The sequence below is a fragment of the Phenylobacterium sp. RIFCSPHIGHO2_01_FULL_69_31 genome (genome assembly GCF_001824475.1).
Lineage (GTDB): Bacteria > Pseudomonadota > Alphaproteobacteria > Caulobacterales > Caulobacteraceae > Phenylobacterium.
The window spans coordinates 306561-319079 of record NZ_MHXN01000014.1; the positions used below are offsets into that span (position 1 = coordinate 306561).

At 71.8% G+C, this 12519-nt stretch carries 8 protein-coding genes and 1 pseudogene; 3 read left to right on the forward strand and 6 right to left on the reverse strand.

Going from position 1 to position 12519, the window contains the following annotated elements:
* Positions 1 to 63 precede the first annotated feature (63 nt).
* Positions 64 to 1005, forward strand: a complete 942-nt coding sequence (locus A2790_RS10790) for a PEPxxWA-CTERM sorting domain-containing protein (protein ID WP_293391106.1) — start codon at positions 64 to 66, stop codon at positions 1003 to 1005.
* 7 nt (positions 1006 to 1012) lie between these two features.
* Here the strand turns inward: A2790_RS10790 and A2790_RS10795 are convergent, their stop codons facing one another.
* On the reverse strand, positions 1013 to 3841 hold the full coding sequence (locus A2790_RS10795) for a pitrilysin family protein (protein WP_293391109.1): 2829 nt from the start codon (positions 3839 to 3841) through the stop codon (positions 1013 to 1015).
* Positions 3842 to 4022: 181 nt separating this feature from the next.
* Between A2790_RS10795 and A2790_RS10800 the strand changes: the two genes are divergently transcribed.
* Positions 4023 to 4982 (forward strand): LysR family transcriptional regulator, encoded by a 960-nt coding sequence (locus A2790_RS10800; RefSeq protein ID WP_293391112.1) that lies wholly within the window; start codon positions 4023 to 4025, stop codon positions 4980 to 4982.
* 15 nt (positions 4983 to 4997) lie between these two features.
* Here the strand turns inward: A2790_RS10800 and mdoH are convergent, their stop codons facing one another.
* The 5 genes and pseudogenes from mdoH to acs form a co-directional block, all read right to left on the reverse strand.
* Positions 4998 to 6914, reverse strand: a complete 1917-nt coding sequence (gene mdoH, locus A2790_RS10805; protein ID WP_293391115.1) for a glucans biosynthesis glucosyltransferase MdoH — start codon at positions 6912 to 6914, stop codon at positions 4998 to 5000.
* A 26-nt stretch (positions 6915 to 6940) separates the two neighbouring features.
* On the reverse strand, positions 6941 to 8401 hold the full coding sequence (locus A2790_RS10810) for a glucan biosynthesis protein (protein ID WP_293391118.1): 1461 nt from the start codon (positions 8399 to 8401) through the stop codon (positions 6941 to 6943).
* Between the two features lie 114 nt (positions 8402 to 8515).
* A complete protein-coding gene (locus tag A2790_RS10815; RefSeq protein ID WP_293391121.1) occupies positions 8516 to 9487 on the reverse strand; it encodes a small ribosomal subunit Rsm22 family protein in 972 nt (323 codons plus the stop codon).
* Entirely contained in the window at positions 9487 to 9909 is a 423-nt protein-coding gene (locus A2790_RS10820; protein WP_293391445.1) for a hypothetical protein, read from the reverse strand. Before A2790_RS10820 ends, A2790_RS10815 begins: the two co-directional genes overlap by 1 nt.
* Positions 9895 to 11862, reverse strand: a pseudogene (gene acs / locus A2790_RS10825) (acetate--CoA ligase); the annotation flags it as partial. The gene A2790_RS10820 and the pseudogene acs, both read right to left, overlap by 15 nt.
* 145 nt (positions 11863 to 12007) lie before the next feature.
* Between acs and A2790_RS10830 the strand changes: the two are divergent.
* Entirely contained in the window at positions 12008 to 12499 is a 492-nt protein-coding gene (locus tag A2790_RS10830) for a hypothetical protein (RefSeq protein ID WP_293391125.1), read from the forward strand.
* The last annotated feature ends 20 nt before the right edge of the window (positions 12500 to 12519 follow it).

The window sequence follows — 12519 nt, forward strand, 5'->3', positions numbered from 1 at the left end:
TTGATCGCCGCGCAAGCCGTGCCGTGGGAACAGCCACGCCTACGGCGGCTTTGGCTCGCCAGAATGGCGGGTCTCATCTGTTCAGGCGGCGCATCTTGGGCGTCGCGGCGGTTCCGGGCGCTGGCGTTGGCGGTGCTCTGTGGCGTTCTGGTCTTCCCTGACGGCGCGCGGGCGCAGGACTGCGTGGAGCGGATGAGCCGCGTGCCGATGGCCTCGCCCGCCGCGCCCTCGGCGCCCAAGTACCGCGCGGCGATGCTGCGCAGCGCGCCCAAGCCGCGCCCGGCGGCGGCGGCCAAGCCGCGGGTCGTCAAGGCCAGCGGCCCTGCGGTTCGCAAAGCCCGCCCCGTTCGCAAGGCCGCCGTGCATCGCCCCGCACGCAAGAAGGCGCCGGTCGCGCGTCGCGTCGCCGTGGCGAAGCCGGCCCGGGTCTATCCAACGCCCACCCCGATGCCCGTCGCGGCGGCCCGATTGGCGACGCCGCTTTCCTACGCTCTGGTGTCGGCCACGATCTGCGAGACCGGCCCCGCCGCCGCGCCGATCGCGCCGCTGAGGCTGGCCATGGCCCGCGCGCCCCTGGAGCCCGAGGCCCCGGCGCCCGGGCCCGACGCCGGGACCTTCGCGCCGCCTTTCATAGTCTCGCCGGGACCCGGCGACGAGGGGCCGGTCCTCATCAGCCCTGGCACGCCCGGCAACCCGGTGAGCCCGCCCATCGCACCGCCCGGGGAAGAGCCGCCCCCTGTCTTTCCGCCGGTCACGGAGCCGCCCACGGGCGAGCCCCCGGTGACGCCCCCGGGCGAAGAGCCCCCGACTGTGACGCCTCCGCCGGTCGTGCCGCCCATCGACCAGCCGCCGGTGTTTCCGCCCGGCGTGGAGCCGCCAATCGGCCCCCCGGTGGGCCCGCCGCCGACGACGCCGGTGCCGGAGCCCGGGACGTGGGCGCTCATGATCCTCGGCTTCGGCCTGCTGGGCGCGCGGCTGAGGCGGCGGCGGGACGTGCGGGCCTGACCCTCGCCTACTTCTTCCGCAGCGTGGGGCTCTCCAGGTCGAGCTCCCCGACCGGGATCACCTCCAGAGTCGGCAGCTTGGCTTTCAGGGCGGCCGTGAACGCCTTGGCGTCGCCGGCGACGACCACGCTGGCCTGGGCGGGGTCGAAGGCGCGCCGGGCGAACGCCTGCACCTGGGCCGCGTCGACGGCCTCGACCTTGGCGGTGTAGCGGCCGATCTCGTCCAGCGAGACGCCGTAGAGGGCGAGGTTGCCGAGAATGTCCGCCAGGCCGCCGGACGTCGCCAGATCGCGCCCGTAGTCGCCAACCAGCACCGACTTGCGCGCCTTCAGCTCGTCGGCTCCGGCCGGCGTGGCGGCGAGCTTGGTGAGTTCGGCGTTGATCAGGTCCAGCACCTCGGGGGCCGACTCGTTCTTGGTCTGGGCGCTGGCGCGGAACGACCCCGTGGTGCGCGCGGTCGAGAGGCTGGCGCGGGCGCCGTAGGACAGGCCGCGCTTGATGCGGATTTCCTGGTTCAGGCGGGCCGAATAGCCGCCCCCCAGCACCGTCGTCGCCACCATCGCCGGGTAATAGTCCGGATCGTCCCGCGCGATGGCCGGCTTCATGACGTTCACCGACGCCTGTCCGGTGCCCGGGATGTCGATGGCGATGGCGCGCGGCTTGCCGGCGGGCCTGATCGCGGGCGTCGGGGCCAGGGGGGAGGCGGGCTTGCGCCACCCGCCAAAGGCGGTCTGCGCCAGCGCGAAGCCCTGCTCCGCGGAGATGTCGCCGGTCAGGACGAGGACGGCGTTGTCCGGCCGGAACCAGGCCGCGTGGAGCGTCGCCAGGTCGGTCGTCTTCATGCGGGCCAGGGACTCGGGCGTGCCCTGGGGCGCATGGCCGAACGGGGTGCCGCCGTAGATCACCGGCGCTGCGGCGAAGCCCGCCACGGAGCCCGGCTGCTGATAGGCGACGCGCAGGCCATCCAGGGCCTGTTCGCGCTGGCGATCCAGCTCCTCGGCGGCGAAGGCCGGGTTCTGGGTCACGTCCGCCATGATCGCCAGGGCTGCTGGCAGCTTGTCGGGCATGGCCGAAAGCGTGACCGACGAGGACTCGAGGCCGCCGCCGGACGAGAGGCTGGCCCCCAGGCTCTCGACCTCGCTGGCGATCTGTTGCGCCGAACGGGTCTTCGTCCCCTCGGTCAGCATGCCGGCCATCATGTTGGCGGCGCCGGCGAGACCTTGCGGGTCGGCCCAGGCGCCGGTCTTGACGGTGAGGTCGGCGGTGACCAGCGGCAGGTCGGAGGATCGGGCCACGATCACGCGCAACCCATTGTCCAGCACGCGCTCCGCCGGCTTGGGCAGGACCGGCTGGATCGGTTCGCCGATGCCCGGGGGCTTCACGCGCTCGGCCTCAGGCGCGAGGGTGAAAACGGGGCCGTCGTACGTGGCCACCTGCTTCGGCGGCGGCGGGGCCGGCGGCGTGGCCTCGCCCTTGGGGCGCTCGCTCTCAGGGCGATAGCGGATCGTCATGCGGCGGTCTTCGGCCAGGTACTTGGCCGCCACCCGCTGGACATCGGCCGCGGTCACCGCCTGCAGTTCCGCCAGTTCCGTGTTCACCGCGTTGGCGTCGCCGTCCACGGTCAGCGCATAGCCGATCGCGCTTCCACGCCCCTCGATCGTCTCGCGAGACCGCAGGGCGCCGGCCAACAGCTCGTTCTTGGCCTCGGTCAGTTCGGCGGCGGTGGGCGGGGCGTCGCGCAGGCGCTTTACCTCGGCCAGCAGGGCGGCCTCCCCATCGGCGATGGTCTTGCCGTTCGACATGATGGCGCCGACCATGAACAGGCCGGGGTCCTGGGGCAGATCGGCGTTGGAGAACGCCTCCACCGCGATCTGCTTGTCATAGACCAGGCTGTTGTAGAGCCGCGACGACTTGCCGGCCGACAGGATGGCGTCCAGCACCTTCAGCGCCGGGGCGTCGGGATCCGACGCGGCAGCGCCCTGCCACGAGAGCACCACCGCCGGCAGCGGCACATTGGGGCCATAGCCGTCGAACACGCCCGCCTTGGTGCGCGGCGGCTCCTTCACCTTGACCCGGGGCAGGGGCTGGTCCGGATTCTTCAGGGGGCCGAAGTAGCGGTCGACCCAGGCGTCAAGCCTCGCGGGATCGAAGTTGCCGACGACGACCAGGGCCGCGTTGTCCGGGCGGTAATAGGTGCGGTGGAACGCCCGGACGTCGTCGACGGTGGCCGCGTCCAGCTCCTCGATGGAGCCGATCCCCGGCCGCTTGTAGGGGTGGGTCGTGTAGCTGGCCTGGGGCAGGTACAGCGCCATCAGCCGGCCGTAGGGCGAGGCCAGCACCCGCTGGCGCAGCTCCTCCTTCACCACGTCGCGCTCGGACTTGAACACCGCCTCGTCGACCACCAGCGTGCTCATCCGATCGGCCTCGGCCCAGATCAGCCGCTCCAGGTGGTTGGCGGGCACCACTTCGAAGTAGTCGGTGAAGTCGTCGGCGGTGGAGGCGTTGTTGAACCCGCCTACGTCCTCGGTCATGCGGTCGAACGTCTCCGACGGCATGTTGCGCGTGGCCTTGAACATCAGGTGTTCGAAGAGGTGTGCGAAGCCCGAGCGGCCCTGCGGGTCGTCCTTGGAACCGACGCCGTACCAGACCTGCACCGAGACGTTCGGGGTCGAGCGGTCGAGAGAGGCATAGACCTTCAGGCCGTTGGGCAGGGTCCGCGAGGTGAACTTGATGGGCGGGACTTCCGCCGCCTGGGCGAGGCCGGGAAGCGCAGCGGGCGCGAGGGCCGTGGTGGCGAGGAGGACGGCGAGGCCGGCGGCGCGGAACGTGCGGAGCATGGAGCATCCCGTTTGGGGCAAGGTCAGGCCTGTCTAGCACCCAACCGCCGCGCCGGAAGCTTACGAGGATGTCATCTGGGCGGGATCGCCGCCGCCGAGGGGGAGAAAGGATCGGCCCTCGCCTGCGCCCCGGCAATCAGCGCTCTTGCAGGAAGGGTCTGCACAACCGCAGAATGGCGCCATGTTCGACTGGAATGACCTCAAGGCGTTCCTGGCCGTGGCGCGCGGCGGCTCGACGCTGGCCGCGTCGAAGGCGCTGGGCGTCAACCAGACCACCGTCGCGCGGCGGATCGAGAGCCTGGAACATGACCTGGGCTTCAAGCTGTTCGAGCGTGGCCAGACCGGCAGCCGCCTGACCGAGGCCGGCCAATCGCTGATCGTCGAGGCCGAGGGGGTCGAGCGGGCGGCGATCCGCTTCGCCAACCACGCGGCCAGCCAGATGCGCGGCGTTTCGGGCGCGTTGCGGTTCACCACCAACGAACTCGTGGCGAACACCATGGTCATCCCGGCCCTGGTCGAGTTCCGCAAGGTGCATCCGGATGTCCAGGTCGACCTGGTGATCACCGATCGGCAGCTGGACCTCCAGGCCGGCGAGGCCGACCTGGCGATCCGCACGACCAAGGCGCTGGAGGTTTCGGATCTGGTGGCGCGCAAGATCGGCGACCATGAGATGGCGCTGTACTGCAGCCGCGACTATGCCAGCCGGCGCGGCGTCCCCGCCTCGCCGGAAGGCCTGAAGGACCACGACCTGATCGACGTGACCACCGAGATGGGCGAGCTGCCGGGCGCCACCTGGATGATGCAGCACGCCGGCGGCAAGCCGCCGATCACCCGCTCAAACAGCATGGGCAGCCTGATGTACGCGGTGAAGGCCGGGCTGGGCATCGGCGCCCTGCCCTGCACCATCGCCGACGCAGACCGCGACCTCGTCCGCTGCTCGGACATCATCGAGGAGGGGCGTTCCAGCTCGTGGATCGTGACCCGCCGCGAGCTCAAGGATACGCCCAGGGTGCGCGCCTTCATCGACTTCATGGCGCCCCACCTGCAGCAGGAGCTGCGCAGGTCCGAAGAGCGCGGCCGCCTGCGCCTGGCCGAGGACGCCGCCACGGTGGTGCCCTTCCCAACGAAGAGCGTCGGCTAGGCGGCCGAGCCTCGACTAAGCGGCCTGCGCGCGGGGCGCGAAGGCGTCGTAGCCGCGGACTTCCGGCTGGTGCACGGGCACCGGGGCGCGCATCACCCGCTCGATCTCCAGGCGCGAGGCCTGTTCGCGGTCGTATAGGGCGCGCAGCTCGACGGCCCGGGCGACCACCGGCGGCACGTGGCGTTCCTCCGGCGTGACCAGCAGGCCCAGGGTGCGGGACAGGTGGCCGAGATCCGTGCGGGCCAGCAGCAGCGACAGCGGCGCCGACAGGAACAGGCCCAGCGACACCGGACTGGTCCACCAGAAGATCGCCGGATCCAGCAGCCAGGCGATCACCGCGCCGGCCAGGCCGATCAGGACGTGCCCCCGGTGCGAGCGCCAGGCCTCGCCACGGGACAGGCGGCCCGCATCGCGCTGCTGGGCGTTCCACCCGGAGTCGCGACCGATCAGGACGTCGAACACCGCGGCGCTCTGCATCAGCATGAGCACCGGCGCCACGAGGGCGCTGAGGCTGACCTCCACCGCCATGCCGGCCCATAGCCGAAGGGTTCGGCGCACGCCGGACACGGTCCGTTCGCGCATCGCCAGGACGCCGGCCATCAGCTTGGGTGCGATCAGGAGGCCCAGGGTGACGGCGAACAGCCAGACGGCGGCGTTGCCGTCGACCCGCACCGCCTCGCCGATCTGGCCCAGCCAGGCGGTGGCGCCGAAGCCCACCAGCAGCAGCCAGAGCGGGGAGGTGACGTAGGAGAGGATCCCGCGCAGCAGGTGCAGGCGGCTGATCCAATGCAGGCCTGCGGCCCCGATGACGCCCAGATGCTGGAGGTTGCCCTGGCACCAGCGGCGGTCGCGGCGGGCCATGTCGACGATGGTGGGCGGCGCCTCCTCATAGCTGCCGCCCAGGCGGGTGTTGAGCCGCACGGCCCAGCCCCCGCGGCGCAGCAGGGCGGCCTCGACGAAGTCGTGGCTCATGATGTGGCCGCCGAAGGGACGGCGGCCGGGCAGGTGGGGAAGGCCCGCGCAGGCGGCGAAGGCCTTCACGCGGATGATGGCGTTGTGTCCCCAGTAGTTGCCCTCGGCGCCGGACCACCAGTCCTGGCCGGCGGCCAGCATCCCGCCATAGGTCCGGGCGGCGAACTGCTGGAGCCGGGCGAACAGCGTCTCGGCGCCCACCAGGGTCGGGGCGGTCTGCAACAGTCCGAGCTTGGGGTCGGCCTCCATCTCGGCGGTCAGCCGGACGATGGTGTCGGCGCTCATCAGGCTGTCGGCGTCGAGGATGATCATGGCCTCGTAGGCGGCGCCGAACCGACGGACCCAGTCGGCGACGTTGCCGGCCTTGCGATCGGTGTTCTGCGGGCGGCGTCGGTAGAACAGGCGCGCGTCGGGCCCGAGGCGGGCGCGGGCCCGCAGCAGGCCGACGACCTCGTTGCGCGCGGTGGCCTCGTCCCGCGTGTCGGAGAGCAGGAAGATGTCGTAGAGCTCGGACACCTCCAGCCGCACCAGATCCTCGCGGATCGCCTGCACGGCGGCCAGGACCCGCCCCGGGTCCTCGTTGTAAGTCGGCATCAGCAAGGCCGTCCGCGTGAGGATCACCGGCTGTGGGTCGGCGCGCCGCGGCCGCGTCGCCCGCCACTGTACGCAGAAGCCCGCCGTGGCGCTGACGAAGCCGAACGCCGTCCAGCCGAACAGCACGAGGAACAGCACGAAGGCGCAGGCGTCGAGGGCCGTGAAGCCGCCCGCCGCCAGAAGGATCGCCATGACCGCGCCGGCCGCGGCCGTGGCTGCGCCCGTGGCCCCGAACACCGCGATGCGCCGGCCTCGCACGTCCATCAGGGGCGCCAGCCGGCCCGGCGCGGACTGCAGGTCCTGCTCCGGCATGCCCAGGCGCGCCATGGGCGGCAGGGACTGGAAAAAGGGCTCCGCGGCCTTCACAGGCGCGGCTCCCGGTACGCGCCGCGCTACGCTAGCCATCGATACATCCACGTTTCCGAAATGGGCGTTCCAGCCCGCATCAACGTCACCCGCAGGTCGCTGTTCTTGGCGCCCGCGGGATCCAGCTCGAAACTCACCCGGGCGCCTGCGATTGAGGCGTTCGGCTGCACCGTTTCCACCCGGATGCCTCCCGCCGTGGCGCTGGCCTGGGCCTGGACGCCGTCCAGCCCGATGGCGGGGACAGGCGCGAAGTCCACCAGGAACCGGCGGCGGGAGGGGTCGTGGCCATGACCGGTGCGCCAGGCCACGGCCCGGGCGAGCCGGGTCGCGGGCTCGGGCGAGGCGCCCCAGGTGAGCCGGTAGCGGAAGCGGTGCTCGCGACCGGCGGCCAGGGGCTCGGCCGGCCGCCACATGGCCACGATATTGTCCTCGGCCTCGCTGCGCGCGCCCAGCTCCACCAGCCGGACGCTTCCGCGGCCGAAGCCCTCCAGCGGCTGCACCCAGGCGCCGGGCCGCAGGTGATAGTTGGCCTCGAGGTCGTGGTAGGCGTCGAACGCCCGCTGGCGCTGCAGCAGGCCGAAGCCCCGGGCGGGGCCGGCGTCGAGGTCCGAAAGCCGGGTGGCCGGGGTGTGGACCAGCGGTCGCCAGATGCGCTGGCCGCGCCCGTCGTCGGTCAGCAGGCCGTCGCTGTCGTGCACCTCGGGCCGGAAGTCGTCGTAGCGGCGGGGCTGCTCCGGACCGAACAGGTACATGCTGGTGAGCGGGGCGATCCCGGCCGCGGCCAGCGGGCGGCGGGGGAACAGGCGCGCCTCCACCTCCGTGGTGGTCAGCGCCCCGGGCGTCACGTCGAAACGGAAGGCTCCCGTGGTCGAGGCGCTGTCCAGCAGGGCGTGGATCACGATGCTGCGGGCGGCCGGGGCGGGCCGCTCGACCCAGAAGGCGCGGAAGGCGGGAAACTCCTCGCCCGGCTCGCCCGACCCCAAGGCCAGGCCCCGGGCCGAGAGGCCATAGCTCACGCCTCGGGCCACCGCGCGGAAGTAGCTGGCGCCCAGGAAGGCCACCAGTTCGTCGAAGCGGCCCGGGACCTCCATCGATGTGTGGACGCGGAAGCCCGCGAACCCCAGGTCGACGGGCAGGGGGCCGGGCTTCTGGGCGCCGTAGGTGAAGAGGTCTTCCGAGAACCGGATTGGCCGGGCCGAGCCGCGGTCGGCTTCGAACAGGTCGACGGGATCCTTGAACAGGCCGCCGCGGTGGAACATCTGCAGCTGGAAGGGCAGGCCTTGGTGGCGCCAGATGGCCCGCTCCGGGCGGAAGCGCACGTCGCGATAGGCGTCGTAGCTGAGGTTCGCGAGGGCGGGCTGGAGGGGCCGGTCGGCCGGGCGGTAGCGCGCGCGGGCGAGATCGCGCGCCCGCTTTCGCACCATCTCGCCGATGGCGCTGCTGGGCGCCCAGCCGGCCGCCATGAGCGCCGCCGGCGCCATGGCCATCAATTCTCGTCGGCGCAGACCCTGCGCGACCGCAAAACTCCGCGGCATGGCATCCCGTTTACGCGTCGGCCCCGAACGCTTGTCCCTCGCGTAACCGAAGGGCGAAAACATGGCCTATGGCCAAGCTGATCCCCAGTCCAGCCGCCGCGCGACGGCGTGTGCGGGCTTGTCCCGGCGGAGCACGAGCCGCTGCTCCAGACCCCCCTCGCCGCAGAGCTTGAACGCGATCCCGGGCTTTCCGGCGCGGGGGCGCGCCAGGATGCGGGCGGCCGCTGCGCTCCCGATGACGGCCGGGCGGGCCGCCAGCAGGTAGGCGAACTTCTCGTCCTCGAACGGAACCTCGGCGCCCTTGGCCAGCCGGTGGTCGCGCGAGCGGGGCAGGCGAACGTTGAAGTGGCACCAGTCGGGGGCCGTTAGGGGGCACGGGCCGTGGTGAGGGCAGGGGGCCAGGATGCGGGCCCCGGCGGCGATGATCTCGTCGCGGGCGGCGAGAATCCGCGCGTAGCCGGCCGGCGTCCCCGGTTCGACCAGCGCCAGCAGGCCGTCGCAGGCCTCCCACAGGCGGCGCACCACGCCCGCCTGCGCCGCGGGCGAAATCTCGGCCAGGGCGTAGCTGGCCAGGACGAGATCGGCCTTCGGGAACGGCCCGGCCGTCAGGTCCCCGCTCTGCGTCTCCGCCGTACGGACCGGGCTGGGCGCCTCGGCCGCCAGGCGCCTTGCCATCTCGAGGAAGGGGGCGCTGGCGTCGAACCAGGTGATGCGCTCGAGGGCCGGCCAGGCCTCGGCCGCGGCCCAGCTTCCGCCACCGGGGCCGCAGCCCGCGTCCAGCAGGGACCGCGGCGAAAAGTCCGGCGCCCGCGCTTCAGCTTCGGCGAAAACCGCCGCGTTCGCGGCATAGGTCGCGGGCAGCCGGGCCAGGGCGTAGGCCAGGGCGTCGTCGCGGCCCTTGATCACGGCCGACGATCCGCGGCCCGCGCGATAGGCCTCCGTGGTCGCCGCCGTGCGTTCGGCCAGGTCGCGGCGGGATGCGCCCGAGAGCTCCCGATCGATGGCGGCCCGCAGGCCGTGCGGGAGCTCTACGGACATCAGCTCAGGGCGTCGGCCCGCAGCTTCGCCAGGTGCGCGGCCACGGCCCGATCGGCCAGACCCGAGACGTCGCCCGGATCGCCCTTCTCGGCGATGCGCCGCAGGACCGGCCGCACGACGGCGCCCGCCAGCGTCTTGGGCAGGGGGCCGAAGATCACGTGGGCGGGGGCCGCCGCCTCGCCGATCTCCCGGCGCAGGAAGCCTTTCAGCTCGGCGCCCAGGACGTCAGAGGCCATGATCTCGGGGTCCGGCTCCACGAACGCCCAGAGGACCTCGCCCTTGTGCGCGTCGGGCACGCCGACGATGGAGGCGTCGGCCACCGCGCCGTGGCTCTTGAGCGTGGTCTCCAGCTCGGCGCACGAGAAGCGCTTGCCGGCCACCACCACCTCGTCGTCGCCCTTCCGGGACGCGCGGTTCTTCACCAGGTCGTCGACCACGGCGGGTTCGGCCAGGGTGGACGTGTCGCCCAGGTTGGAGAGGTCGTCCTCGGCGATCTTGCGCAGGATCCGGCGCATGATCTTGCCCGAGCGCGTCTTGGGTAGGCCCGGCGCGAACTGGATCACGTCCGGCGCCGCGAAGGGCCCGATCTCGTGCCGGACGTGGGTGCGCAGGTCAGCCATCAGGGCGTCGGTGGCCTCGATCCCGACCTTGAGCGTCACGTAGCAGTAGATGCCCTGGCCTTTGATGTCGTGCGGATAGCCCACGACCGCGGCCTCGGCGACGGCGGGGTGGCTCACCAGCGCGCTCTCGATCTCGGCGGTGCCCAGGCGGTGACCGGAGACGTTGATGACGTCGTCCACCCGGCCGGTGATCCAGTAGTAGCCGTCGGCGTCCCGGCGGGCGCCGTCGCCGGTGAAGTACTTGCCGGGGTAGGTGGTGAAATAGGTGTCGATGAAGCGCTGGTGGTCGCCATAGACCGTGCGCATCTGGCCCGGCCAGCTGTCGGTGATGCAGAGGTTGCCGCTGACGGCGCCGAACAGCTCCTGGCCCTCGGCGTCCACCAGCTGCGGCTTCACGCCCGGCAGCGGCTTGGCGCACGATCCCGGCTTCAGGGCATGGGCGCCCGGCAGCGGGCTCATCAGGCAGGCGCCGGTCTCGGTCTGCCACCAGGTGTCGACGATCGGGCAGCGGCCCTCGCCCACCACGCGGTGATACCAGAGCCAGGCCTCGGGATTGATCGGCTCGCCCACCGTGCCCAAGAGGCGGATCGACTTGCGGCTGGTCCGCAGCACGGGCAGGTCGCCTTCGCGCATCAGCGCCCGAAGGGCCGTCGGCGCGGTATAGAAGATCTCGACCTTGTGCTTGTCGCAGACGTCCCAGAACCGCGACGAGGTCGGGAAGTTGGGGACGCCCTCGAACATCAGGCTGGTCGCGCCGTTGGCCAGGGGACCGTAGACCACGTAGCTGTGGCCGGTCACCCAGCCCACGTCGGCGGTGCACCAAAACACCTCGCCCGGCCTGTAGTCGAACACAACTTCATGAGTCCACGAGGCCCAGGCCAGATACCCCCCAGTGGTATGCAGCGCGCCCTTGGGCTTGCCGGTCGAGCCCGAGGTGTAGAGGATGAACAGCGGGTCCTCCGCGTTCATCGGCTCGGGTTCGCAGTCGGTCGAGACCGTCTGCTTCAGGTCCGAGAAATAGGCGTCGCGGCCGGCGGTCATCGGCACGTTCCCGCCGGTGCGCTTGACTACGATGACGTCGGTCACGCCGGGGCAGGACTGCAGCGCCTCGTCGACGTTCAGCTTCAGCGGCACGATCTTGCCGCCGCGCAGGCCTTCGTCAGCGGTGATGACCACCTTGGAGTCGCAGTCCTGGATGCGGCCGGCGAGGCTATCGGGCGAGAAGCCGCCGAAGACGACCGAATGGATCGCGCCGATCCGCGAGCAGGCCAGCATCGACGCCGCCGCCGCCGGGATCATCGGCAGGTAGATGGTGACCCGGTCGCCCTTCTTGACGCCCTTGGCCTTCAGCACATTGGCCCAGCGGCAGACCTCGGCGTGGAGCTGCTTGTAGGTCAGGGCGTCGTAGGTCTGGCCGTCGTCGCTCTCCCAGATGAGCGCGACGGTGTCGCCGTTGGACTTGAGGTGGCGGTCCAGGCAGTTGGCCGAGACGTTCAGCACCCCGTCGGCGAACCAGCGGATGCGGAAGGTGTGCTTGTCGAACGAGACGTCCTTCACCTCGGTGAAGGGCTGGATCCAGTCCAGGCGATTGCCGATGTCGCGCCAGTAGCCTTCCGAGTCGGCGTCCTCGCGCCGCACCGCAGCGTCGTACGCGTCGGCGTTCATCAGGGCCTTTTCGGCCCATTCCTGGGGAACCGGGAAAACCTCGCCGTCGGACACGACTGAACCTCCGAAGGATCGCTCCCGGTCGAGTATCCGTGCGGCCGCGGTCGCGCAACCTCAAGCCTCGCCGATCGCCGTGCGCGACGTTGCGGCGCAGCGAAGAATCGGCTGCGCCGGGACGGCTCCGCTTGCGGCGACTCGGACGCGGCGCGATTCTGCGCGGATGCTCCGTGCTTCCATGATCCTCGCGCTCGCGGCCGTGGGCCTGTCGTCCTGCGGCGACAAGGCGCCGAAGGCGGCGAGCGAGAGCGCCAGCCGGCTGCTGGCGGCGGCGCTGGCCGATGATCGGGTGGCGTTCGAGGCCGAGATCGACCGGCCCGCGGTGCGCGACGACGTCCGTCGCCAGGTGGCCGAACTGGCGCGTAGCACCGCGCTGGAGGTGGACGGCGGCCCGTCGGAATTCGCCCTGGACCGGATGATCAGCCCGGACGCCCTCCGCGTCGTGGACGCCTCGGGCCAGCGCCCGGCCCAAGCCCCCACGGCGAGCGAGGTGGCGCCCCTGATGAAGGTCGTCGACAAGAAGCACGTCTGCCTGCGCGACGCCGAGGCTCCCGAAGATTGCCTGCTGACCTTCGCCAAGGGCGACGACCCCAAGGCCGGCGGCCGCTGGCGGCTGGTCGGGATGAAGGCCATGGACCTGCGCATCGAGGTCGCCAGCGCCGGCGGCTGAACCAGTTCGGAATTTACTGT